Origin of the sequence: Aminobacter sp. MET-1 (genome assembly GCF_026521175.1) — a bacterium.
GTDB lineage: Bacteria > Pseudomonadota > Alphaproteobacteria > Rhizobiales > Rhizobiaceae > Aminobacter.
In genome coordinates this window covers 244,999-267,192 of the sequence record NZ_JAMSHL010000007.1, presented here as the reverse complement: position 1 = coordinate 267,192, position 22,194 = coordinate 244,999, and the positions used below count along the sequence as shown (strand labels likewise).

Annotated in this window: 24 protein-coding genes; 13 read left to right on the top strand and 11 right to left on the bottom strand. The window is 65.1% G+C overall.

Going from position 1 to position 22,194, the window contains the following annotated elements:
* The 8 genes from NDO48_RS13150 to NDO48_RS13115 all read left to right on the top strand — a co-directional run.
* A partial coding sequence (locus NDO48_RS13150; RefSeq protein ID WP_267321608.1) for a gamma-glutamyl-gamma-aminobutyrate hydrolase family protein occupies nucleotides 1-207 on the top strand: 207 nt, incomplete at its 5' end.
* 525 nt (nucleotides 208-732) lie between these two features.
* A complete protein-coding gene (locus NDO48_RS13145; RefSeq protein ID WP_018429149.1) occupies nucleotides 733-1,209 on the top strand; it encodes a DUF3830 family protein in 477 nt (158 codons plus the stop codon).
* A 42-nt stretch (nucleotides 1,210-1,251) separates the two neighbouring features.
* Complete coding sequence (locus tag NDO48_RS13140) at nucleotides 1,252-2,292, top strand: ABC transporter substrate-binding protein (protein ID WP_026227434.1); 1,041 nt, start codon at nucleotides 1,252-1,254, stop codon at nucleotides 2,290-2,292.
* A gap of 26 nt (nucleotides 2,293-2,318) precedes the next feature.
* Complete coding sequence (locus tag NDO48_RS13135; RefSeq protein ID WP_026227435.1) at nucleotides 2,319-3,140, top strand: ABC transporter permease; 822 nt, start codon at nucleotides 2,319-2,321, stop codon at nucleotides 3,138-3,140.
* Entirely contained in the window at nucleotides 3,133-3,936 is an 804-nt protein-coding gene (locus tag NDO48_RS13130; protein ID WP_018429152.1) for an ABC transporter permease, read from the top strand. Before NDO48_RS13135 ends, NDO48_RS13130 begins: the two co-directional genes overlap by 8 nt.
* A 2-nt stretch (nucleotides 3,937-3,938) precedes the next feature.
* Nucleotides 3,939-4,979 (top strand): ABC transporter ATP-binding protein, encoded by a 1,041-nt coding sequence (locus NDO48_RS13125; RefSeq protein ID WP_018429153.1) that lies wholly within the window; start codon nucleotides 3,939-3,941, stop codon nucleotides 4,977-4,979.
* Between the two features lie 49 nt (nucleotides 4,980-5,028).
* Complete coding sequence (locus NDO48_RS13120; RefSeq protein ID WP_018429154.1) at nucleotides 5,029-6,462, top strand: aminobutyraldehyde dehydrogenase; 1,434 nt, start codon at nucleotides 5,029-5,031, stop codon at nucleotides 6,460-6,462.
* A 52-nt stretch (nucleotides 6,463-6,514) separates the two neighbouring features.
* The gene (locus tag NDO48_RS13115) at nucleotides 6,515-7,471 is read left to right on the top strand and encodes a LysR family transcriptional regulator (RefSeq protein ID WP_018429155.1); all 957 of its coding nucleotides are present in this window, start codon (nucleotides 6,515-6,517) and stop codon (nucleotides 7,469-7,471) included.
* A gap of 39 nt (nucleotides 7,472-7,510) precedes the next feature.
* On the opposite strand, the gene NDO48_RS13110 is transcribed toward NDO48_RS13115, so the two are convergent.
* Both NDO48_RS13110 and NDO48_RS13105 read right to left on the bottom strand, forming a co-directional pair.
* Nucleotides 7,511-8,518: an alpha/beta hydrolase gene (locus tag NDO48_RS13110; RefSeq protein ID WP_267321607.1), complete on the bottom strand. Its 1,008-nt coding sequence runs from the start codon at nucleotides 8,516-8,518 to the stop codon at nucleotides 7,511-7,513.
* Nucleotides 8,519-8,604: 86 nt separating this feature from the next.
* Nucleotides 8,605-10,005 carry an MFS transporter gene (locus NDO48_RS13105; protein WP_267321606.1) on the bottom strand — a complete coding sequence of 467 codons (1,401 nt, stop codon included), beginning with the start codon at nucleotides 10,003-10,005 and terminating at the stop codon, nucleotides 8,605-8,607.
* A gap of 72 nt (nucleotides 10,006-10,077) precedes the next feature.
* Here NDO48_RS13105 and NDO48_RS13100 point away from each other — a divergent pair, with 72 nt between their 5' ends.
* Nucleotides 10,078-11,016 (top strand): LysR family transcriptional regulator, encoded by a 939-nt coding sequence (locus NDO48_RS13100; RefSeq protein WP_267321605.1) that lies wholly within the window; start codon nucleotides 10,078-10,080, stop codon nucleotides 11,014-11,016.
* A gap of 48 nt (nucleotides 11,017-11,064) precedes the next feature.
* Here NDO48_RS13100 and fghA read toward each other — a convergent pair whose 3' ends face one another.
* Nucleotides 11,065-11,898, bottom strand: a complete 834-nt coding sequence (gene fghA, locus NDO48_RS13095) for an S-formylglutathione hydrolase (RefSeq protein WP_026227438.1) — start codon at nucleotides 11,896-11,898, stop codon at nucleotides 11,065-11,067.
* Between the two features lie 207 nt (nucleotides 11,899-12,105).
* On the opposite strand from fghA, the gene NDO48_RS13090 reads away from it, so the two are divergent.
* The 4 genes from NDO48_RS13090 to NDO48_RS13075 are packed head-to-tail and all read left to right on the top strand — an operon-like array spanning nucleotide 12,106 to nucleotide 14,808.
* Nucleotides 12,106-13,062 carry a metallophosphoesterase family protein gene (locus NDO48_RS13090; protein WP_267321604.1) on the top strand — a complete coding sequence of 319 codons (957 nt, stop codon included), beginning with the start codon at nucleotides 12,106-12,108 and terminating at the stop codon, nucleotides 13,060-13,062.
* A gap of 30 nt (nucleotides 13,063-13,092) precedes the next feature.
* Nucleotides 13,093-13,425 carry a cupredoxin domain-containing protein gene (locus NDO48_RS13085; RefSeq protein WP_018429161.1) on the top strand — a complete coding sequence of 111 codons (333 nt, stop codon included), beginning with the start codon at nucleotides 13,093-13,095 and terminating at the stop codon, nucleotides 13,423-13,425.
* Between the two features lie 19 nt (nucleotides 13,426-13,444).
* Nucleotides 13,445-14,002, top strand: a complete 558-nt coding sequence (locus tag NDO48_RS13080; RefSeq protein WP_267321603.1) for a sigma-70 family RNA polymerase sigma factor — start codon at nucleotides 13,445-13,447, stop codon at nucleotides 14,000-14,002.
* Complete coding sequence (locus tag NDO48_RS13075) at nucleotides 13,999-14,808, top strand: anti-sigma factor family protein (RefSeq protein ID WP_267321602.1); 810 nt, start codon at nucleotides 13,999-14,001, stop codon at nucleotides 14,806-14,808. The genes NDO48_RS13080 and NDO48_RS13075 overlap by 4 nt, the downstream gene beginning before the upstream one ends.
* 46 nt (nucleotides 14,809-14,854) lie before the next feature.
* Here NDO48_RS13075 and NDO48_RS13070 read toward each other — a convergent pair whose 3' ends face one another.
* The 8 genes from NDO48_RS13070 to NDO48_RS13035 form a co-directional block, all read right to left on the bottom strand.
* Entirely contained in the window at nucleotides 14,855-15,934 is a 1,080-nt protein-coding gene (locus NDO48_RS13070; RefSeq protein WP_267321601.1) for an NAD/NADP-dependent octopine/nopaline dehydrogenase family protein, read from the bottom strand.
* A 58-nt stretch (nucleotides 15,935-15,992) separates the two neighbouring features.
* A complete protein-coding gene (locus NDO48_RS13065) occupies nucleotides 15,993-16,601 on the bottom strand; it encodes a helix-turn-helix domain-containing protein (protein ID WP_018429165.1) in 609 nt (202 codons plus the stop codon).
* Nucleotides 16,602-16,638: 37 nt separating this feature from the next.
* On the bottom strand, nucleotides 16,639-17,214 hold the full coding sequence (locus NDO48_RS13060) for a peroxidase-related enzyme (protein WP_267321600.1): 576 nt from the start codon (nucleotides 17,212-17,214) through the stop codon (nucleotides 16,639-16,641).
* Nucleotides 17,211-17,711: a CMD domain-containing protein gene (locus tag NDO48_RS13055; protein ID WP_267321599.1), complete on the bottom strand. Its 501-nt coding sequence runs from the start codon at nucleotides 17,709-17,711 to the stop codon at nucleotides 17,211-17,213. Before NDO48_RS13055 ends, NDO48_RS13060 begins: the two co-directional genes overlap by 4 nt.
* Nucleotides 17,712-17,720: 9 nt before the next feature.
* Nucleotides 17,721-19,214: an NAD(P)-binding domain-containing protein gene (locus tag NDO48_RS13050; RefSeq protein WP_267321598.1), complete on the bottom strand. Its 1,494-nt coding sequence runs from the start codon at nucleotides 19,212-19,214 to the stop codon at nucleotides 17,721-17,723.
* A gap of 75 nt (nucleotides 19,215-19,289) precedes the next feature.
* The gene (locus NDO48_RS13045) at nucleotides 19,290-20,375 is read right to left on the bottom strand and encodes an ABC transporter ATP-binding protein (protein WP_018429169.1); all 1,086 of its coding nucleotides are present in this window, start codon (nucleotides 20,373-20,375) and stop codon (nucleotides 19,290-19,292) included.
* Nucleotides 20,375-21,169: an ABC transporter permease gene (locus NDO48_RS13040; RefSeq protein ID WP_267321597.1), complete on the bottom strand. Its 795-nt coding sequence runs from the start codon at nucleotides 21,167-21,169 to the stop codon at nucleotides 20,375-20,377. Before NDO48_RS13040 ends, NDO48_RS13045 begins: the two co-directional genes overlap by 1 nt.
* Nucleotides 21,169-22,155: an ABC transporter permease gene (locus tag NDO48_RS13035; protein WP_323848099.1), complete on the bottom strand. Its 987-nt coding sequence runs from the start codon at nucleotides 22,153-22,155 to the stop codon at nucleotides 21,169-21,171. Before NDO48_RS13035 ends, NDO48_RS13040 begins: the two co-directional genes overlap by 1 nt.
* Nucleotides 22,156-22,194 lie beyond the last annotated feature (39 nt).

The following is a 22,194-nucleotide window of genomic DNA, read 5'->3' as shown; positions in this document are numbered from 1 at the left end:
AAGCTGCAGGTCGAGGCCATCGCGCCCGACGGCACGGTCGAAGCCGTGTCGGTGCGCGATTCCAGGGCCTTTGCCGTGGGCGTGCAGTGGCACCCCGAATATTGGGTCAAGTCGGACGATGTCTCGCAGCGCATCTTCAAGGCGTTTGGCGATGCCGTGCGGGCCCATGCGGTGGCGCGTCAGGCGGCAAGGGCTGCTGCGGAGTAAAATCCGCTCCAGCCTTTCCTCACCGTCGCGACCACCGACAGCGGGCTTCGTTTCCCACCGTCACGGCTTCGCCGCGCCACCTCTCCCCCACTCCGTGGGGGCGAGGACCCCAAGTTCTGTGAGGTCGCACGTCAACATCGCAGCAACTGCTCAGCTATGGGTGCTGCGTCGGCGATCGGCGTTTCCTCGCCCCCATGAAATGGCGGAGAGGTGGCTTGCGTGGCAAACCGATGAAGGCGCATTGGCGCAAAGCAAGCTTGTCGGCCTCGCCAACGCAGAAAGCCACCTCCTCAGCTCATCCTGTTCTTTCGGCTTGCCTCTCGACTGGCGGCTGCTCCGGTTGCCCTGACGTCAGCTACTGAAGCCGCCGCGCATATTATTGCGCCCCAGCCGCAGCGAATGAACAAAAATGCCCCGGCGAGCCTACATCGATAAAAATTCTTTATCTGGCAAATTTCGAATGACGATTGGACATCGGACCTCGAAAACGCGGAAATACGGCATTCTTAGCGTACAGGAGCCGCAATGACCGACCGCAAACTATACCTGAAATTCGTCGATTCCGACGTGACGGGTATCATTACGCTTTATTGGGAGAATGCTCCTGAGACCTGTAAGGCTCTCTGGGGCGCGCTGGAAAAGCCGATCCAGTGGCCTGCAACGCACGCCATGTTCTCCGGCCCCGAGATCATGATGGGCCTGCCCGAGGAAGCCCGTAATTTCGACCCGACCACCATTCCGCCCGAGAATCAGACCGTGCTGCCCGAAGTCGGCGAGCTGCTGTGGTTCTACCAGCCGAAGAACTTCTTCAAGATCGACCCGACCGAGTTCTGGGAGATCGGCCTGTTCTACGGCGTCGGCGGCCGCACCTTCGGCCCGACCGGATGGATATCCTGCACCTATTTCGGCAAGATGACCGAGAATCTCGAGGGCATTGCCGCCCAGTGCCGCCTGATCCGTACGGAAGGCGCCAAGGTCGTGGAAATCGGCCGCCTGGCCTGATCGACCCTCTAACTGCAACCTTAAATCCGAAGGGGAACTACAATGAAATCCAGGTTCAGTATCGCTGTGCTCAGCACGTCCATCCTTGCACTGGCGGCAGGTGCTGCCAGTGCCCAGGACAAGACGCTCGTCATCAATTCCTTCGGCGGCGCCTATGAGGCCGCCCACAAGAAGTGCATCATCGAGCCGTTCGAGAAGGCGACGGGCGCCAAGGTCCAGATCGTGACCGCCTACTCCTCCGATGCCTTCGCCCAGCTGCGCGCCCAGAAGGCGGCACCCCAGTTCGACATCATCAACTTCTCCGGCGGCCAGGAAATCGTCGGTGCTTCGGAAGGCCTGCTGGCCCCGATCGACGCCACCAAGCTGAAGAACGCCGGCGACCTCTATGACTTCGCCAAGGCCAACCTCGCCAAGGGCGAAGGCCCGGCCTACTCGATCGCCGCCATCGGCCTGGTCTACAACAGCGACAAGGCACCGAAGGCGCCGTCGAGCTGGAAGGACCTGCTCGATCCGGCCGTCGGCGAACATCTCGTGCTCACCGACATCTCCAACGGCTACGGCATGCTCGGCTTCCTGATGCTCAATCAGGTCGAGGGCGGCAACCTCGACAACATCCAGCCGGGTCTCGATGCCGTCGGCAAGCTTCTCGAGGGCGGCGCCATCGTCGTCTCCAAGTCGCCCGAGATCCAGCAGGAATTCGCCCAGAACGACGCCTGGCTTGCGCCTTATGCTTCGGACTACGCTTTCACCCTGCGCACTGCCGGACTGCCGGCGAAGTTCGTCCAGGGCGCCGAAGGTACCCCGGCCAGCTACATCACGACCAACCTCGTCGCCAACCGCCCGAACCAGGACCTGGCGCTGCAGTTCATCGACACGTCGATCTCGGCCGAGGCCCAGACCTGCTTTGCCGAAGCGCTGCGCTACACGCCCACCAATTCGAAGGCCAAGCTTGCGCCTGAGGTTGCAGCCGACGTCGCTTACGGCGAAGAAGGCGTGAAGGGCCTGATCCGCTTCGATCCGGCCAAGATCGAGGCCAACCGCGCCGCCTGGGTGGAGGCCTGGAACAAGGCCATCGCCAAGTAACATTCGACGTCAGGAGAGCGGGCACCGTGAGCGACCGTACTGAAAACCTCTTACTGGTCCTCCCGGGCCTGCTCCTCCTCGCGCTGGCATTCTTCCTCCCTATCTTTCAGATGCTGGCGCTTTCGGTGTCGGGCCCTGGCGGCCCGACACTTGAACACTTCGCCCGTTTCCTCGGCGATCCTTTCTATCTCAGCGTGCTCTGGCGCACCGTGAAGCTGGCGCTGATCATCACCGCCGTCTGCGCCGTCATCGGCTTTCCGCTCGCCTACATCATGGCCCGCGTCGGCCCGTCGCTGCGCCTGTGGCTGGTGATCATGGTGATCCTGCCGCTGATGACCAGCGTGGTCGTCCGCACCTTCGGCTGGATGGTGCTGCTCAACCGCTCGGGCCTCATTCCGCAGCTTTTCCGCGATCTCGGCCTCGCCGGCCGCAGCTTCAATCTGATGCAGACCGAGACCGCCGTCGTCATCGGCATGGTCCAGGTGCTACTGCCCTTCATGACGCTGTCGATCCTCGGTGTCATCACCCGCATCGACCCGCGCCTCGAGGAAGCCGCGCGCACCATGGGCTGTTCGTTCCTGCGCACCATCGGCTCGGTCGTGCTGCCGCTGTCGCTGCCCGGCATCGTCGCCGGCTCGCTGCTTGCCTTCACGCTCTCGGCCAGCTCGTTCGTGACGCCAAACCTTCTCGGCGGCGCCCGAATCCAGGTTCTCGCCTCCTCGATCTACAATTCGGTGACCCAGACGCTCGACTGGCCCTTCGCCGCCGCCCAGGCCGTCATCCTCTTCGTCGGCGTCATCCTGGTGCTGATCCCCTACATCAAGCTTACGGGGCGTTCCGATGGTTAAGGCTGTCCCCACCTCGATCCGCATCGCGGCAATCGTCTTCGTCGCCCTGACCGCCCTTTTGCTGCTTGCGCCGCTGATCGTGGTCGTCGGCGCATCGCTGACCGCCAACCAGTTCGTCAGCTTCCCGCCGCAGGGCCTGTCGCTGATGTGGTACGAGAAGGTGCTGTCGTCGCCGGAATATCTGAGCTCCGGACTGGTCAGCCTGATCGTCGCCCTGCTGGTGACGGTGACGGCCACGTTCGTCGGCGGTGCTGCAGCCATTGCCATTCATCGCAAGCAGCTGCCCGGCTCGCAGGTTCTGGCCTCGCTGTTCCTGTCGCCGCTGGTGCTGCCCACCATCATCTACGCCATCGGCATGTTGATGTTCTGGAGCGCGGTCGTCGGCCCCGTGTCGCTGCCTGTTCTGTGGATCAGCCACACCGTCATCGCCATGCCCTATGTCATCCGCACCACGCTGGCCGTGCTGTCGGAATCCAATCCCTTCCTCGAGGAGGCGGCGCGGACCATGGGCGCCAACCGCATGCAGCGCCTGTGGCTTGTGGTTGTGCCGCAATGCGCACCGGGCCTGGCGGCCGGCGCCTTTTTCGCCTTCAACATCTCCTTTGACGAGGCCGTGCTGTCGCTGTTCCTGCGCAAGCCCGGCATGACCACCCTGCCGGTGCAGATCTACGGGCAGCTGGAATTCAGCCCCGATCCTTCCGTGGCCGCAGTGTCCTCGATCATGATCGCCCTGACCATCGTGCTGATCCTGGTCATCGACCGGCTGCTCGGCATCAAGAAATTCGCGAGTGCTTGACCATGGCCAACGTACGGCTTGAAGACATCAAGAAATCCTTCGGCAATGTGAAGGTGCTGCATGGCATCACGCTCGACATCGCGTCCGGCGAATTCGTCAGCCTTCTCGGCGCCTCCGGCTGCGGCAAGACCACCCTGCTGCGCGCAGTCGCCGGCCTCGAAAGCGTCACCTCAGGTTCGGTCGCCATCGACGGCCAGACCGTGACCGAGCTGCCGCCCGAAAAGCGCGACATCGCCATGATGTTCCAGTCCTATGCACTGCTGCCGCATCTCAGCGTCTCGGAAAACGTCCGCTTTCCGCTCAGGATGCGCGGCATCGGCTCGCGCGAGGAGCAGGCCGAACGCGTCAAGGCCGCACTCGAGACCGTGCAGCTCGGCCACCTCGCCGAGCGCAAGCCGCGCCAGCTCTCGGGCGGCCAGCAGCAGCGCGTGGCGCTGGCCCGCGCCATCGTCTCCAAGCCCAAGGTGCTTTTGCTTGACGAGCCGCTGTCCAATCTCGACGCCCGCCTGCGCGAGGACATGCAGGTCGAGCTCATCGAGATCCACAAGCGGCTTGGCCTGACCACGCTGTTCGTCACCCACGATCAGGAAGAGGCGCTCAGCCTGTCCGACCGCGTCGTGCTGCTGAATGGCGGCCGCGTCGAGCAGCAGGGAAGCCCGGCCGAAATCTACAGCCGCCCCGCGACCGAGTTCGCCTCGAACTTCCTCGGTTCGGCCAACATCATCCCCGTCACCATCGAATCGACCGACACCGGCCCGGTGGCCGTGCTTGCAGACCGGCAGCGCCTGCAACTGTCGCAGAGCGAGGCGGTGCGCGGCCCGGCGCGGCTGGTGCTGCGCCAGGAGGACCTCGCCATCGGCAAGTCAGGCGACATCGAAGGCGAAGTGCGCACCCGCGTCTATCTCGGCGCGCGCAACCGCTACGTGATGGTGCTGGCGGGACAGCCGGTCAGGGTGCTCAGCGGCAACGATCACGTTTTCGCCAGCGGTGAGGCAGTGTCGTTGTCGATCGATCCGGCGCGCATCCGCGTCATCGCGGACTGATCGCCCCCAGCAGACCAACCCAAAGACAAGACGGAAAATGGAGCCGACTATGAGCGGGTTTGAAACGCGTTTATTCATCAATGGCAAGTTCGTCGAAGGTCAGGGCGAGGCCGAGCAGGCCTACGAGCCGGCAACCGGCAAGCCGCTGGCCTCGGTGAGGTCGGCCACGCCGGCACAGATCGACGAAGCGGTGCGTTTCGCCGGCCAGGCCTACAAGGGCTGGTCGCGCACCACGCCGAAGGAGCGCAGCCGCGCCCTCTTTGCGATTGCCGACGCCGTCGAGGCACGGGCAGATTTGCTGGCGCCGATCGAGTCGCGCAATGCCGGCAAGCCGCTGCGCTACGTTCATGCAGGCGAACTGGCCAACGTCGCCGACGTCTTCCGTTTCTATGCCACCGCCGTGCGCAACATGCCGGCCACCGCCGCCGGCAACTATCGCAACGCCCAGCGCACCAGCGTCATGCGCCGCGATCCGATCGGCGTCGTTGCCCAGATCGCACCGTGGAACTATCCGCTGCTGATGGCTGCCTGGAAGATCGCGCCGGCCATCGCCGCCGGCAACACCGTGGTCATCAAGCCGTCCGAGCACACCCCGCTCAGCCTTCTGGCGCTGGCCGAAATCTTCGCCGAACTGCTGCCCGCCGGCGTCGTCAACGTCGTCTGCGGCAATGGTCCCGACATCGGCAACACGCTGATCTCGCACGACCTCGTCCGCATGATCTCGCTGACCGGTGATGTCGGCACCGGCCGCGCCGTGCTGCGCGCCGCAGCCGGCAACATGATCAAGCGCACCCATCTCGAGCTCGGCGGCAAGGCGCCCGTCATCGTCGCCGCCGACGCCAATCTCGACAGCCTGGTCGAGACGCTGCGCGAGGCGAGCTTCTACAATGCCGGCCAGGACTGCACCGCCGCCTGCCGCGTGCTCGCCCACCGCGACATCGCCGACGAGCTGACCGAACGGCTGGCCGCGATGATCGGCACGCTGGTCTACGGCGCGCCCGAACGTGACGACGTCGAATTCGGTCCGCTGATCACCGCCCGCCAGCGCGACCGGGTCGCCGGCTTCGTCTCGCGCGCCCACGACAATGGCTGCGACATCATCGCCGGCGGCACCGTGCCCGACCAGCCCGGCTTCTTCTACGCGCCGACGCTGGTCGCAGCCCCCTTCGAGGCCGAGATCGTGCAGAAGGAAGTGTTCGGGCCGGTGCTGACAATCACGCCTGTCGATTCCGTCGAGACCGCGCTCGACTGGGCCAACGCCTCCGAATACGGCCTCGCCTCGTCGGTTTGGTCGCGCGACCTGGCAACGGCGGCTTCCGTTGCCGACAGGCTCGAATACGGCGTCACCTGGGTCAACACCCACGGCTCGTTCGCCACCGAGATGCCACATGGCGGCATGAAGAACTCTGGTTATGGCTCCGACCTGTCGATGCAGTCGCTGCTCGAATACACGCAGGTTCGCCACGTCATGACCCAGGCCTGAGCCATCGGGTCGCATCATGGTGCCGGCACGCTTTTCTGGTAGAAGATACGCCATGCGTATCCTCGACCTGAACACTTTCCTCGTGCTGGCGCGCAACCGCCACTTCGGGCGCACAGCCCAGGAGCTGAACACGACGCAGCCGGCCATTTCAACCAGGCTGGCTGCGCTCGAAGCCGAGTTCGGCTGCCGGCTGGTGCATCGTGGCGACCGCGAATTCCGGCTGACGCCGGAGGGCGAACGCGCCCTCGAAGTGTTCCAGGGCGTCATCGAGAACCTTCAGGACCTTCGCGGCGAGCTCAAGCAGGGCTACCGCGCCGCCACCACCACCATCCGCATCGGCGTCATCGACTCGGTCGCCTCGACCTGGATGCCGCAGCTGGTGGAGACGCTGCGCGAGGAAGCACCCAACCTCCGCATCGAGCTGACCGTCGAGGCCACGTCCGACCTCGTCCATCATATGGAACGCGGCAAGTTCGACCTGATCTTTTGCCTCGACCCCGCCATCGGCGACGGCTTCCGCAGCTTCATCGCCTGCGTCTGGCAGATGACCTGGGCCGGCTCGCCCAAGCTGGTGCAGCAAGGCCAGACCTACAGCGTCGACGAGCTGGCGCGCATGCCGATCGTGACCTTTCCCAAGGACACCCCGCCCTACCGCCAGATCGCGCCCTACTTCCAGGACGAGCGCGTGCTGGCCTCGAAGATGACCAGTTCGAACTCGCTGTTCGCCATCATCAACCTTTTGATCGACGGCTTCGGCGTGGCCGCACTTCCCACCGTCACCATCGAACGCGAGCTCAAGCTGGGGCTGCTGCACCAGATGGACGTGGCGAAATGGTTCCCGCCCATGCCGATCGTCGCCACCTACCAGTCGTCCACCCACCAGAAGATCATTCAGCTGGTTGCCGAATATGCCCGCCAGAGCGCCAGCGCCTTCTGTGCCCGCTCGCGCCCCGGCACCGCCTGGACCGTTGATACGTCACCCGCCGTCAGCGCGGCTGCCCAGGGCTAGACGTAAGACAGCCACCGGTGGGCTCAGGCCTGTCGTGACTTAGTCGACGCCCAATGCGCGCCCGAGGGCGGATTTCCAGCTGGCTGCGAAGGCGGCGGAGATGCGCGCCTGCGGAACCATGCTGTCAAAGCCGTGGTATGCACCCGGCGCCACCGACATTTCGACCGGCACGCCGGCCTCCATCAGTCGCGCCGCGAAACCGATCGATTCCTGCGCGAACAGATCGAGCGTGCCCACCCCGATCCAGGTGGACGGAAGGCCACCGAAACTGGTTGCGCGTGCCGGCACGGCCTCCGCGGGCGCGTCGTCCATGACCGGCTTGCGGCCAAGCGCAGATGTCCAGCCGAAGAGGTTAGACTGCCAGTTCCAGATGAAAGTACCGACATGGGCGGGCGGCGTGCGCAGAGCGGTGCGGTCGTCGAGCATCGGGTAGCGCAACAGCTGGAAGCGGATCGGGAGTTCTTTCCGGTCGCGTGCCCGGAGCGAGACGGCTGCCGCCAGCCCCGCGCCCGCGCTTTCACCCATCACGGCGATGCGTTGCGGATCGATACCAAGCTCCTCCGCCGATCCATGCAGCCATGCGAGCGCCGCATAGGCGTCGTTCAGGCCGGCCGGAAACGGATATTCGGGCGCGAGGCGATAGTCGACCGACACCACGACGGCGCCGAGTTCGGCCGACAGGTGCTGCAGTTCCTGTATCGCGACCTCCGGCTTGCCGACGACCAGACCACCGCCATGGATATGCAGGATCGCGGGCTTGGCGGAACGCTCCGGGGCAGGATCGAGGACGACGATCCGCAGCTTCGAATTGCCCTCGCCGCCGGCAATGAACCGGTCCTCGGGCTGGATGGCCGGCAGCGGCAAGGCCGGAGGGAACTGGGTGCCGCGCACCGCCTGCAGATTGTCCATGCCGAGATGAAGCGGCGGGATCCGGTCGAGGATCGGGCGAAGCTCGGGATCGACGAGACCAAGCGGGTCGGTGATCGTCGGCGCTGGTTGTCCGGGCGCCGGTGCGGCGGTCTCGGCGCTGGCATCGGCGGCGAACATGAGGGCGGACAAAGACATGGCGGCGAGTTCCCTGCGGTTGAGGCGCATGATGGTTTTCCTGGAAGTTTGTGAGGGTTTGTCGATGTCTAGGCCCCTGCCCGCCCGGACTTGCCTGGGAGCAGGAAGAAGCCAGCGGCAGCGCCTGCAAGCAGGATAGCGGCAGCGGCGGTGAAAGCACTGGAATGAACGTCGAGCGGAGCGGACGAGCCCACTGCCGCAATGACAAGGGTCGAAGCGAGGACCGACGCACCGCCCATCTGCAACGAGGTGTTGACCAGCCCCGAGATCATACCTGCCTCGCCCTTTCTGGCCGACGAGGTTGCGGCTTCCGTCAGGCAGACAAAGGAAAGCGCCGAGCCGAAGCCGCCGATGGCGAAGGCCACGGATGACGCAGCGATGAAGGGCTCGGGCGCCGCCGGCAACCAGGACAGGATGAGGGCCGAGACACCCATCAAGACAAAGCCGAGCGCCACGATGATGCGCGGGGCAAGGCGCCCCATGGCGGCGGGAGCAAAACGCGCCCCGGCGATCGAGGCAAGCGCCATTGGCAGGAACAGCAGCCCGGTTTCGAGCGGTTGCAGACCGCGCACCTGCTGGAAGTACAGGGACCCGAAAAACAGCATGACCAGCGGGCCGGCGGAGTGGACGAAAATCAGCGCGTTGCCGGCCGCGACAGGACGGAGACGGAGCACGCCGAGGTCGAGCAGCGGAGCGGCGCTGCGACGCTCGATGGCGACGAAGGCACCGAGCAGCACCATGGCAGCAGCCAGGATAGCCAAGGTCATGGGGGTCGGCGCCGCCATCTCGGCAATGCCAAGAGTAAGGGCAGCGAAGCCAAGGGTTGCCGTGGCCGCACCGGCCCAGTCCAAGCCAGCTGCGGACGCCGCTTCGGTTTCGGACTGCCCCTTCGTCCTGCTCGTGGCCCAGGCCATGGCGAGGCCGAGCGGTACATTGACGAGCAGCACCGACGACCAGCCGAAATAGTTCGTGAGAAGGCCGCCGAGCAAGGTGCCGGACGCAACACCGACAGTCGCCGACGAGGCGAACAGCCCGAGCGCGCGCAACCGTGACGGGCCGGCGAGGAAGTGCAAGGTGAGCAGAGCCAGCGAATTGGCCGCCAGCATGGCGGAGCCGACACCCTGCAGGCCCCTTGCGGCGATCAGCATCGCCATCGACTGGCTGAAGGCGCCGATGAGCGAAGACAGCGCGAAGACCAGCGCGCCGGCGGCGAAAACGCGGCGGTGGCCGATGCGGTCGCCCGCCCTGCCCGCCAGGAGCAGCAGCCCGCCAAAGGTGAGCGCATAGGCGTTGAAGACCCATTGCAGGTCGCGTTCGTTGGCGCCGAGGGCTTGCGCCAGCGCCGGGCCGGCAACCATCAGGACGACGGCGTCGATGACCACCAGGAATTGGGCGCCGCAGATGATTGCCAGCATCAGCCGCGCGGATTGTGCCGGCGTGCCGGCTTCGGGTGAGGAGTGTGAAAACATCTGGTTCATGGGGAGAAGATAGATTATCCCGACATGCGCGATAATTTGGTCAAACTGGAATGAGTATCTACAATGGTAGATAATGAAAAAACGCCGGGGCCGACCGTTGAACGCCTTCCGCCGGTCGAGGCCGTCGTCATCTTCACCCGCGTTGCCGAGACGGGCAGCTTCACCGCAGCGGCTCGCGCCATGGGTGTTCCGCTGGCGACCGTCAGCAAACGGGTGGCCGAGCTGGAGGAGCATCTCGGCGTCAGGCTGATCGCGCGGACGACACGGCGCTCGTCGCTGACCGAGCCGGGCAAGCGCTTCCTCATTCATGGCCGGCTGATCGTCGACGCTCTGCAGCGGGCAACCGACGAGGCAGCCCATGCGGTGGCCGAGCCTTCCGGGCGGCTCAGGCTGACCATGTCGTCGGTGCTGGTCGAGGCCGGCCTCGGCAGGATCGTGGCGCGCTTCGTCGCCGCCAACCCGAAGCTGCGCTGCGAGATCGACGTTTCCGATCGTTACGTCGATCTCGTCGCCGAAGGGTACGACCTTGCCGTGCGCGTCGGAAAGCTCAAGGATTCCTCGCTGATCCGCCGCAAGATCGGCAGCACGGAGGCATCGATGTTTGCCGCCCCGTCCCTGATCGCTGCGCATGGCATGCCGTCACGCCCAGGCGAACTCGCCGGCTGCCCGCTGATCGGCGAGCAGATCGCCCCGAGCGAAAGCCAGACCTGGGCACTTCATCACGACGCCCACAAGCCGGTGAAAATCGAGTTCAAGCCGCGCATGTCAGCCAACAGCGTGCGTGCCATCGCAGAGGCCATCGAAGCCGGGCTCGGCATTGGCCGGTTGCCGACTTTCGTCGGCCGCAGGATGGTCGCAGAGGGAACCGCCATCCACGTGTTGCCCGGCTGGGCCGGCCCCAGCCTGGATATTTCGCTTGTCCATGCTGCCAACCGCGGCATGCTGCCGGGCGTGCGTCTTCTGATCGACACCTTCACGCGCGAAACCGGAGCGCTTCTTTAGGTACCGCACGACCAGTCCGTACGGCACTAAAGCTTGATCAGCCGCGTCTCAGCGCAGCCGTTCGGCGTGCCATTTGAGGTGGTCGTCCATGAAGGTCGAGATGAAGTTGTAGGAATGGTCATAGCCGTCCTGCATGCGCAGGGAGAGGCCGATGCCGGCCTTGCCGCACGCCTCCTCGAGCAGCCAGGGGCGCAGGCCGTCGTTGAGGAAACCGTCGGCGGAACCCTGGTCGACCAGGAACTCCGGGAAGCGCTTGCCGTCCTCGATCAGCAGCGTCGTATCATAGGCGCGCCATGCGGCCTCGTCCGGGCCGAGATATTTCTCCAACGCCGGCTTCGACCAGCCGGCCGTCGATGGCTGGGCAATCGGTGCAAAGGCCGAGCAGCTCTTGAAGCGCTCGGGGTTCTTGAGTGCGATGGTCAAAGCGCCATGCCCGCCCATCGAATGACCAAAGATCGCCTGGCGCGACATGTCGGCGGGGAAGTTCGCGGCGATCAGCGCAGGCAGTTCCTCCGTGACATAGGAGTACATGCGGTAGTTCGCGGCGAACGGCGCCTGCGTGGCATCGACATAGAAGCCGGCGCCCGAACCGAACTGCCAGTTGTCCTTCTCGTCGGCCACGCCTTCGCCGCGCGGGCTGGTGTCGGGGCAGACAATCATCAGGCCGAGTTCGGCCGCCAGGCGCCGGTACTCGCCCTTGTCCATGACGTTGGCATGGGTGCAGGTGAGGCCCGACAGGTACCACAGCACCGGCACCGGACCGTCCTTGGCCTGCGGCGGCACGAATACGGCAAAGGTCATGTCACAGGCGCAGGCCTCGGAGGCATGCGAATAGACACCCTGGATGCCGCCATGCGACTTCGACGTGGAAACGGTCTTCATCTGATCTGCCTTCTCGTCCTGCAAACTCGGATCCGGCATAGCCGCAGACGGATGAGGCCGCAACTCAAAGAGAGACATCGGATGTCGCCTGATGCCGGATGCCGGCCATCACGCTGCTGTGAAGCCCCGGCCGCTTCCCGCCGGGAATAAACCCGGCCGCACCGCGGTCCTTCATGCATGCGCCATGATGGCGCGGAGGAGACCGACATGACCTCCCATCGCGATGACACCGACGGCGACAGCATCACCCGCCGCCATGCACTGGAATGCATGCTCTGGGCCGGCACCGGCGTGCTCTGGACCGTCTCGGGCGGCGTGCCCGTCTCGCTCAACCTGCTCGGCGAAGCCGAGGCCGCTTCAGCGCTTTCAGGCGGCTTCACCTTCCTGCAGATTTCCGACAGCCACATAGGCTTCGACAAGGCCGCCAACCCGCATGCGATCGACACGCTGAAAGAGGCGATCGGCAAGATCCATGCCCTGCCTGTCAAGCCTTCTTTCCTGATCCACACCGGCGACATCACCCACCTGTCCAAGGCCGAGCAATTCGATACCGCCCGCGAGATCATCGGCGGCGCCGGCTTCGACGTGCACTATGTGCCGGGCGAGCACGACGTCATCGACGAGAACAACGGCCGCACCTATCTCGACCGCTACGGCAAGAACACCAAGGGCGCAGGCTGGTTTTCCTTCGACCAGAACGGCATCCATTTCGTCGGCCTGGTCAATGTCGTCAATCTCAAGGCCGGTGGCCTGGGCAATCTTGGTGCCGAACAGCTCGCCTGGCTTGCCGACGACCTCAAACCGGTCAGCGCCTCCACCCCGATCGTCGTCTTCGCCCATATCCCGCTGTGGACGATCTATCCCGAATGGGGCTGGGGCACCGACGACTCGACCCAGGCGCTGGCGCTGCTCAAGCGTTTCGGCTCGGTCACCGTGCTCAACGGGCACATCCATCAGATCATGCAGAAGGTCGAAGGCAATGTGACCTTCCACACGGCGCGCTCGACGGCCTTCCCCCAGCCCGCGCCCGGAACAGCCCCCGCCCCCGGACCGATGACGGTTCCGGCCGGACAGCTGCGCAGCCTGCTCGGCATCACCGATGTCGCAGTCAAGCAAGGCAAGACCGAGCTTGCCATCATCGACACCACCCTGGCCGGGGCATGAATGGCGATGCCGCCCTATGGAGAAAATGCCATGCCGTCCAACAGGCTTTCACTGCTGGCGATCTTCGTCGCCCTGGGCGCGGCAGCGATGCCCATGCCGCTGCGCGCCGCGGACCCGGTTCGCGTCAAGATCGAGAACTTCGCCTTCACGCCTCAGGACCTGGCGATCAAGGCGGGAACGACGGTCGTCTTCGAGAATGACGACGACATTCCGCATCTGGTCGTGGCCGCGGACGGGTCGTTCCGATCCAAGGCGCTTGACACCGGCGACACCTATGCCTTCACATTCGCGAGTTCTGGTGACTTTCCCTATTTCTGCGGCATCCACCCGCATATGCAGGGCAAGATCACCGTCAGCCCATGAAGGCGGCCGGCAGGCCCAAATGAGCGCGCCGGCCGGCAAGGTCGTGCCGAACACAGACACACCGGCCGGACGCTTTGGCGAAGTGGTGCTGCCGCATCTCGGCGACGCGCTGGCGCTGGCCCGCTGGCTTACCGGCAGTTCTGACGATGCCGAGGACGTCGTCCAGGACGCGTGCCTCAAGGCCTATGCCGGCATCTCGACCTATGCCGGCGGCAGCGCCCGCGCCTGGCTGCTCGCCATCGTGCGCAACTGCTCATACAGCTGGTTGGCGAGGAACCGCCCGCACAGCCTTGTCATGGCCGGCGACCTCGCCGATCTCGACGGCCTTGCCGGCAATGACGGGCAGGATGACGCGACCCCGGAAGCAGCGCTGATTGCAAAATCCGATGCGGCAGCGCTTGCGGGCGCGATCTCCGGCCTGCCGCATCCGTTCCGCGAGGTGGTGGTGCTGCGCGACGTCAACGGCCTGAGCTACCGCGAGATCGCCACCATGCTGTGCCTGCCGATCGGCACGGTGATGTCGCGCCTTTCCAGGGCGCGCGCCCTGCTGATCGCCGAACTCGGGGACCTCAAATGACCACGCCGGGCACCATATCCACCGATCCCCCCGACATCAGGCTTCTGCTGCATGCGCTGGCCGATGGCGAACTTGATGCGGCAACGGCACTCGCCCTCGAACGACAGATGGCCAGCGACCCTGCCCTCGCGGCTGAACATGCACGTATCGTCGCGCTGAAAACGGCATTTCAGGCCCTGCCGCCGCAACAGCCGAGCCCGCAGCTGCTGGCAAGGATCGAAGAACTGCATCACGCAGGGACGCCCTTGGCAGCGCCTGCGCGGCGTAGCGATCAGTCCTTCGACTGGCGGGCGCTCGCCGCCTCGATCCTGGTCACGGCCTTCCTGGCGAGCAGCGCGACCTATTGGGCGACGCAAGGTCCAGCACCCCAGGGCTTCGCGTCCGAAATCGCCGGCAGCCACAGGCGCAGCCTGCTCGCGGCAAGCGCAGTCGATGTCGCATCCTCAGACCGTCACACGGTCAAGCCCTGGCTCGATGCGCGGATCGGCGTGTCCCCGCCCGCGGTCGACCTGTCGGCGGTTGGATATGCGCTGGTTGGCGGTCGTGTCGAAGTGATCGATGGCAAGCCGGTGCCGGCGCTGGTCTACCAGCTACGCAAGCACCTGATCACCTTGATCGCGATACCGCAGGACCAGCCAGCGCCGCAGGCCGGCACGCCCGACCTTTCCGCCGGTGGCTTCCCGATTGTGCAGTGGAGCGACGGCACATTTTCCTACTGGGCAGTTTCGGACATCGGACGCGACGAGCTGCAGCAATTCGCCGACCGTTTCCGCGCGGCAGCGACGTCTGCTGCGCCACCGAAATAGTAGGGTGCAGCGGCCGCCAGGCCGCCGCACCCGCGGTACCCAGACCTTAAGCTACCGCATATCCGTCACGGCAGAGGCCGTTGAGTTCGGCCAGCGACATCGCATCGAGATCGAGCGCTGCAAGCAGGTCGTTCTCGGCATTGAAATCGCGGCCATACATGGCCGAGAAAATCCTGACGCCGGATTCGTGCAGTTCCGCCGGATGGCCGGCGAGGCGGCCGATCTTGGCGGTCATCACCAGGCCGAACGGCACGTCCTCGGTGACGTAGCGGCTGTCGGCCGTGGTCGGTCCCTGCCCGCCATTGCCGGCCTCATGCATCTCCTGGTTCATCTGCGAGATCGAGCTCATCGGCACGTGGAACGACAGATGGAAGTGCTGGAAGATGTTGCGCACTTCGAGGCCGAGCTTGGTGGCGATCGCAATGCGCTCCTCGTCGAGCTGCTCGAGCAGGCGGCCGACGTTCGGCGTCACGTTCTGGCCCTGGCTCCAGGTCTCGGCACGCTCCATGCGCGTCATGTTGCCGAGCGCGATGCCCATGTGGTTCTGCGGGTTGAGGTTGGACAGGGCGATGGCCATCAGGCTACCGCGATCGACGAAACGGTCTCCGAACAGCGCCTGGCAGATGGCGAGGCCGTCGGCGCTGCGCGAGGCCGGCACCGTCGACAGGTCGATCTTCTTGCGCACCGTGTTGACGTTGACCGAGGTCGGGCTGAGCTGGCGACCGGAAACAACTGTTGTGCCCCAGCCGACGATGGGCGCGACCACGCCGCGCGCGGCGAGCAGGCGCGACAGATAGAGCGCGCCGAACGAAGCGTGCGAGCTGATGACGATGGTCTGGTCGGGGCGGATGTACGGCGCGATTGCATCGAGCACCGCCTTGTGGCCATAGGCCGGCAGCGCGATCACGATGACCTCGGCGCCGGCAACCAGCGCCTCGGCGCTTTCAGCGGCAGCGGGGTGGAACGTGCCTTCGACCGCGCCCTGTGCGACCAGGGCTTCGCCCCTGGCCAATGCCTTGGTGCGCTCGCCCGACGGCGACCACAGAGTCGCCTTGTGGCCCTGCTGTTCGAGAAACGCCGCCGTTCCGAAGGCGATCGAGCCCGCACCGACAATACCTACCCGCATTTCAAACAATCCTTTCTGGTCAAAAACATTTCCCGGATGCGCAACGGCACCCGCACGTTCATTTCTGGCGCGACAGGGCTCGCGTCGCGCTGCTGCCGACATCGGCTGATGCCACGACCAGGAATGCCCTGGCAGCGGTCGGCCCGACGCTGGTCAGCGAGTGCGGCACGTCGGCGGCGTAGCGCGCCGTCTCGCCCGAGCGCACCATCATCTCCGAGGTGGCGCTGCGCACCACGATCTCGCCTTCGGTGCAGTGCAGATGCTCGACCGTGCCAGTTCCGTGCGGCTCGCTGGTGAGCCTGCCATGCGGCTCGAAATCGAGCAGGTACCATTCGATCAACGGCACCATTCCGGCCGGCGACAGGATCTGCAGCGTGCAGCTGCCGTCGACACTCCTGATGGTCGGCGTCAAATTCTCCGGCTGCAGATCGATGCGGTCGCCACGCTCTTCCGAGGCGCCGCTCATCAGGCTGTTGAGATCGACATCCAACGCCCGCGTCAGGTGCCACAGCGTGCCATAGGTTGGATTGGCACTGCCGCGCTCGATCTCCGAAAGCACCGAGCGCGACACACCCGACATCATCGACAGATCGGCGAGCGTAAGCTTGCGCTCCTTGCGGAACGCCTGCAGGCGCGGCCCGATTTCGGGTGGACTGGCTATGTTCATCTGCTCCCCCTTCCTCCTCCGTGCCCAGCGGCAGCGCCTATTCCGCGATCGGTTCTCCGAGCGTGTGCATCAGCCGGTTGGCCCAGCCGAACAACGCCGTCGACAAGATGAGGTCGAGAATCTCGTCCCTGGCGAGGCCCGCATCGACAAGTGCCTGCATGTCGTCCTCGTTGGCGTCCTGCGGACACTTGGACAGCTTGACCGAGAAATCGAGGATGGCCTTGAGCCGCGGCTCGATCTCGGCATCGACGCCATCGGCAAAGATCGCGTCGATAACCGTCTCGTCCTTGGTCAGCTGGTTGTAGCGGCCGGCATGCACGGCAGCGCAATAGATGCAGCGGTTGACGATCGAGGCGCCGACCGCGCCGATCTCGCGCTCGGCCCGCGACAGGCCGCCCTTGTTGTACATGACGCCGTTGAACAGCGGCGTTCGGTGCTTCAGCGTCTCCACATCATGCGCCAGCACCAGCACATAGTCCGATACCTTGGTATTGGACGGCGTGATCTTCAGCGCATCGAGCTGCTCGGGGCTCGCCTCGGTAAGGTCGAGCGGCTTCACATAGGGCTTCCAGACCGGGATGTCGGTGGTGAATTCGTGGACGATCCTGCTCATGCCAGCCCCCGCATCAACCGCAGCCCGGCGGCAACCCTGATCTGATAGCTGACGAAAGCGACAAGCTCCGCCAGCCGGACGATGTCGGGCTCGGCAATGCCGGCCTCGCGCAGCAGTTCGATGTCGCGCCGGGTCGCATCCTTGGGCGCATGCGCCACGAGATCGACATGGCGGATCAGCGCCTTGAGCCTTGCGTCGCTGCCACCGTCGAACCAGATGTCGGCAATGCGGGCCGTGGCGTCGGACGCGCCGGCCTCGTCCATCAGCGCCTCGAAATGCGCCTCGAACGCGCTCTCGTCGTTGATCTTGGCGATGCGGCAGGCGAGTGCGGCGCGCTCGGCATGGGACAGCCCGCCTGGCGTTTCCGGCATCAGCGCGCCGTCATGGGTCTGCTGGGTCAGCGCCATGATGTCGGCCCGGCCCGCCACCACCTGCGCCAGCGTGCTGCCCGGCTCGATGCCGACGATCTCGGCGATCACGTCTTTCGTTTCGGCCATGCCTTCCTCCTATGCCTGCTTGCGGGCAGCGACCCGCTCGTCGTCCGGCAGCGACGACGGCGTCCATTCGTCGCCGCGCAGTTCCGGCGTGTCGTAGTCGAGCAGCCGCTGCCAATGCTGGCCGAAATTCTCGTGGTAGAGCTTGGCGGCGATCTCGCGGGCGAGCAGGGCCGCACCTTCGCTGATGCCGGGGATGTCGCCGCTCATCTTGCCGAGGCTGGCGGCAGCGCCTGCATTGAAACTGTGGATGTTGGACAGCCACGGCGCGGTACCAGGCTCGCGCTCGGTGAAGGTGAAGTCGTCGGCGAGATAGGGGAACTTGCCCAGATCGCCATTCTCATCGCCGACAGGCGGGGTGTAGCGGTCCTGCCAGAGCGCGATCTTGTCGGCGTAGCCGTCGAGTTCCTTGCGTGCCAGCGGATCGACCGTGAAGCCGGTGCCGAGGATGAGAAAATCGGTCCGCACCGTCTTGCCCGAAGGCGTAGTGATGACGATTTCTTCGCCGTCGAGCTCGACCTTCTCGACTGCCGCATCGAAATGGAAATAGGCGTTCGGATGGCGGCTGACGCGCATGGTCGAGCCGCGCGGCGCCGGCGTCTGGGTGCGCAGCGAATAGTTCATGATCTGCCAGCGCCTGGCATCATCGAGCTTCGGGAACACCGCCGTGAAGCCGAACGAACCGATGCCCATCAGCTTGTTGACGGTGGGCATCTGCTTGCGGCGGACCAGGTGGCGCACTTCGGCAGCACCCGCCTCGAGTGCTTCGGCGGCATTGTCGACGGCAGACGCACCGACGCCCACGACGACGACCCGCTTGCCGCGCAGGGCGGCAAAGTCGATGGCGTCGGACGAATGCGCCCAGCATCTGCGCGGCAGGCCGGCGACGAAGCCGGGAATGCTGGGATGGCCCATGCCGTCGCGTCCCGTGGCCATCACCACCTTGCGGGCAAGAACCGACTTTTCGCGCGCGCCCTCGCCCTTCAGCGTCAGGCGCATCAGCTCGCCCTCGGGCACGATCTTGTCGACCTCGACGCCGTTCTCGACCGGCAGCTCCAGCACCTTCCGGTACCAGCGGAGATAGTCCATCCACATCGGCCGCGGGATCTTGTCGAGCTCGGCCCAGGCCTCGTTGCCGAACTGGGCAATGTACCAGGAGCGGAAGGTCAGCGACGCCATGCCATAGGCTGGGCCGACCAACTGCTTGGGCGAACGCAGCGTCTCCATGCGCGCATAGGTCAGCCACGGCCCTTCGAAACCCTCGCGGCTGCGGTCGAAGATGCGGATGTTGCGCATGCCGCCGGCGAGCAGCGCGAAGCTGGCCACCATTCCGCACATTCCGCCCCCGATGACGACGACGTCGTGGACCGTCTCATCGGCCTTGGTCGGCGCCACCCAGTTGGCGGGCGGATAGCACATGCAGGCGAGATCGTCGCGCACCCGCTGTTCCAGCTCTGCCAGATTGGCAGCTGCGGCCTTGAGCGGCGCCTGTACGTCGTAAGCCATGGTCACCGCTCCCTCGAGGTCATCGTTTGGCATTGTCCCGTGATGGCCGCACCTGATCAGTGCGGCCGTCCCTCCTCAGTTGACCGCGTGGCGATCGGGGATGACCGTCGTGCTCTCGGCCTTCCAGCCGACCCAGATGTCCTCGCCGGAGATCTGCGCGACGTCGGACGGATGCACGAGCGTGTTGAGCACAGCCCCGTCGCCGACCTCGATCGACAGCGATGTGTGGTTGCCCTTGAACACGCGCTGACGGATCTTGCCCTTGATGCGGTTGACGCTGGTCGGCTCCGCCGTCGAGCAGTGGATCGCCTCGGGGCGGAGCACCACATAAAGATGGTCGCCAGCCTTGGGCGTGAGCCCGCCCTGCTCGGCCTTGATGGTGATGCCGTTCCAGTTCAGCGCCGCGACATCGCCCTCGGTGCCCAGCACCGTGCTGCGCAACAGATTGGTCTCGCCGATGAAGTTGGCGACGAAGACGCTGCCCGGCTTGCCGTAGAGCGTGTTCGGGTCGCCCATCTGCTCGATCTTGCCCTTGTTCATCACCACGATGGTGTCGGACATGGTCAGCGCCTCTTCCTGGTCGTGGGTCACGAACATGAAGGTCTTGCCGGTCTTCTCCTGGATCGACTTGAGCTCGATCTGCATCTGCTGGCGCAGCTTGGCGTCGAGCGCCGACAGCGGCTCGTCGAGCAGCAGCACCTCGGGATCCGGCGCCAGCGCCCGCATCAGCGCCACGCGCTGGCGCTGGCCGCCCGAAAGCTCCGACGGCAGGCGCTTGGCGAAATCCTGCAGTTGCACCAGTTCGAGCAGCTCCGACACCCGGCGATGGATGTGCTGGTTGTCGTGCCCTTGCAGCTCCAGGCCGAAGGCGATGTTCTTGGCGATGCTCATATGCGGAAACAGCGCATAGTCCTGGAACACGATGTTGACGTTACGCTTGTTGGGCGGCAGCCGGGTCACGTCCTTGCCGCCGAGCAGGATGCGGCCCGCATTCGGCGTCTCGAAGCCGCCGAGCATGCGCAGCGAGGTCGACTTGCCGCAGCCGGACGGTCCCAGAAGCGTGACGAACTTGCCGCGCTCAATGCTCAGGTTCAGGTTTTCGACGGCAACGTGCTTGCCGTAGCTCTTGGTGACGTTGTCGAACTTGACGACGGGTTCCATCAGCGGGTCCTCGCGCGGCGGGTCATGTATTCGGCGTAGAGCCCGACGGCGGCGGTAACCACCAGCACGAGCGTCGCCATGGCGTTGATTTCGGGAGACATGCCGCCCTGCACCTTGGCAAAGATCAGCATCGGCAGGGTCGGGCGATAACCGCCCAGGAAGAAGGTGCGGACGAAGTCATCGATCGACAAAAGCACGCAGAAGATCATACCGCCGAACAGCGCCGGCCACAGATAGGGCAGCGTCACGCGGAAGAAGGCGACGACGCTGTCGGCACCGAGGTCACGGGCGGCGTCGACCAGATTGCCCGGCATCGTGCGCAGGCGGGTGAGCGCCATCACCACGACGAAGGGCACGGCGTGCACCGTGTGCCCCAGGATGATCGCCATCGTCCCCGTCGGCATGTCGATGGTCGAGATGAAGATGCGCAGCGAAATCGCCGAGATCATGCCCGGCACGACCGCCGGCAGGCAAGCGATGGCGAAGATGACGACCTGGCCGCGAATGCCCTCGGCCACGATCAGCATGGCGATCCAGGTTCCGAGGGTGGTTGCGGCAACCGTAGTCGCCGCCGCGATCATGATCGAATAGAGGCAGGCGTCCAGGAACTGCTTGTCCTGCATCACCTGGACGTACCAGTCGAACGTCCACTCGCCGATCGGGAACGCGATGTAATTGGCGCCCTTGAAGCTCATCGCCATCATCAGCGTGAGCGGCAGGAGCAGATAGAGGATGAAGGCCCAGTAGGCCGCGGTCAGCGACGCGCGCGGGGCATCGGCAAATATGTTGCGCATCAGATTGCACTCCTTTTGCGTCCGCCGACGAGGCGCATGAAGATGCCGGCTGCGATCAGCGCGGTGACGAGCATGATCAGCGCGAAGGCAGCGCCCACCGGCCACTTGTCGCTGGCGCCGTGGAAGAAGCCGCTGATCGTTTCGGGGAACAGCACCGTGTTGGGGCCGCCGAGCATCATCGGGGTGGCGAAGACGCCGATGCAGGTGAGGAAGACCAGGCAGCAGCCCGACACGATGCCGTCCTTCGACAGCGGCAGGATGATCTTGCGGAAGCGCGTGAACGGCCCGGCGCCGAGGTCGGCGGCAGCGTCGAGATATTGGGTGGGGATCTTCTCGATCGCCGAATACAGCGGCAACAGCATGTACAGGCAGATGAGATAGACCAGGCCGAAGCCGAGCGAGAACGAGGTGTAGAGCATCGGGATCGGCCGGTCGATCAGTCCGATCTCGCGCAGCAGCACGTTGACCGCACCGCGGTTGGCCAGAAGCATGATGACCGAGAAGGTACGGATCAGCTCACCTGCCCAGAACGGCACCAGCAGCAGCAGCAGCGCCTTGGAGCGGCCCTCGGGCCGCACGACCTTGGCGACATAATAGGCAACCGGATAGACCACGATCAGCGTGGAAGCCGTTGCGAGGGTCGCGAATATGAAGCTCTTGATCAGCGGCGAGAAGTACAGCGCCTCGCTGAAGAACAGCCGGTAGTTGGCGAGCGTGAATTGGGATTCGACGCCCGGCTGCACCGGATAGTGTGACAGCAGGCTGATCTTCAGCATCTGATAGATCGGCCCGATATGGAGCGCGATCAGCCAGACCAGCGGCACGCCGGCGAGCAGGATCAGCCGCCCCCAGCGCGACTCGACCGCAGCCCCCAGCGTGTGGCGGTAGAGGCTCGAATTGACGATTTTGGCGATACGGGTTGAATACCGTGGCACTGCCGCATCCCGCGGCGCGCCGTATCCGGCAGTCGTGTTGCTAGTCACCATCTGACCATCTCGTTGGGCGCAAGCCGACCGGCGACGGCC

Excerpts from the sequence above, each read along its gene's own strand:
- NDO48_RS13145 (WP_018429149.1), top strand. The coding sequence starts at position 733 with ATGACCGACCGCAAACTATACCTGAAATTCGTCGATTCCGACGTGACG.
- NDO48_RS13140 (WP_026227434.1), top strand. The coding sequence starts at position 1,252 with ATGAAATCCAGGTTCAGTATCGCTGTGCTCAGCACGTCCATCCTTGCA.
- NDO48_RS13130 (WP_018429152.1), top strand. The coding sequence starts at position 3,133 with ATGGTTAAGGCTGTCCCCACCTCGATCCGCATCGCGGCAATCGTCTTC.
- NDO48_RS13125 (WP_018429153.1), top strand. The coding sequence starts at position 3,939 with ATGGCCAACGTACGGCTTGAAGACATCAAGAAATCCTTCGGCAATGTG.
- NDO48_RS13120 (WP_018429154.1), top strand. The coding sequence starts at position 5,029 with ATGAGCGGGTTTGAAACGCGTTTATTCATCAATGGCAAGTTCGTCGAA.
- NDO48_RS13115 (WP_018429155.1), top strand. The coding sequence starts at position 6,515 with ATGCGTATCCTCGACCTGAACACTTTCCTCGTGCTGGCGCGCAACCGC.
- NDO48_RS13110 (WP_267321607.1), bottom strand. The coding sequence starts at position 8,518 with ATGTTCGCCGCCGATGCCAGCGCCGAGACCGCCGCACCGGCGCCCGGA.
- NDO48_RS13105 (WP_267321606.1), bottom strand. The coding sequence starts at position 10,005 with ATGTTTTCACACTCCTCACCCGAAGCCGGCACGCCGGCACAATCCGCG.
- NDO48_RS13100 (WP_267321605.1), top strand. The coding sequence starts at position 10,078 with ATGGTAGATAATGAAAAAACGCCGGGGCCGACCGTTGAACGCCTTCCG.
- fghA (WP_026227438.1), bottom strand. The coding sequence starts at position 11,898 with ATGAAGACCGTTTCCACGTCGAAGTCGCATGGCGGCATCCAGGGTGTC.
- NDO48_RS13090 (WP_267321604.1), top strand. The coding sequence starts at position 12,106 with ATGACCTCCCATCGCGATGACACCGACGGCGACAGCATCACCCGCCGC.
- NDO48_RS13085 (WP_018429161.1), top strand. The coding sequence starts at position 13,093 with ATGCCGTCCAACAGGCTTTCACTGCTGGCGATCTTCGTCGCCCTGGGC.
- NDO48_RS13080 (WP_267321603.1), top strand. The coding sequence starts at position 13,445 with ATGAGCGCGCCGGCCGGCAAGGTCGTGCCGAACACAGACACACCGGCC.
- NDO48_RS13075 (WP_267321602.1), top strand. The coding sequence starts at position 13,999 with ATGACCACGCCGGGCACCATATCCACCGATCCCCCCGACATCAGGCTT.
- NDO48_RS13070 (WP_267321601.1), bottom strand. The coding sequence starts at position 15,934 with ATGCGGGTAGGTATTGTCGGTGCGGGCTCGATCGCCTTCGGAACGGCG.
- NDO48_RS13065 (WP_018429165.1), bottom strand. The coding sequence starts at position 16,601 with ATGAACATAGCCAGTCCACCCGAAATCGGGCCGCGCCTGCAGGCGTTC.
- NDO48_RS13060 (WP_267321600.1), bottom strand. The coding sequence starts at position 17,214 with ATGAGCAGGATCGTCCACGAATTCACCACCGACATCCCGGTCTGGAAG.
- NDO48_RS13055 (WP_267321599.1), bottom strand. The coding sequence starts at position 17,711 with ATGGCCGAAACGAAAGACGTGATCGCCGAGATCGTCGGCATCGAGCCG.
- NDO48_RS13050 (WP_267321598.1), bottom strand. The coding sequence starts at position 19,214 with ATGGCTTACGACGTACAGGCGCCGCTCAAGGCCGCAGCTGCCAATCTG.
- NDO48_RS13045 (WP_018429169.1), bottom strand. The coding sequence starts at position 20,375 with ATGGAACCCGTCGTCAAGTTCGACAACGTCACCAAGAGCTACGGCAAG.
- NDO48_RS13040 (WP_267321597.1), bottom strand. The coding sequence starts at position 21,169 with ATGCGCAACATATTTGCCGATGCCCCGCGCGCGTCGCTGACCGCGGCC.
- NDO48_RS13035 (WP_323848099.1), bottom strand. The coding sequence starts at position 22,155 with ATGGTGACTAGCAACACGACTGCCGGATACGGCGCGCCGCGGGATGCG.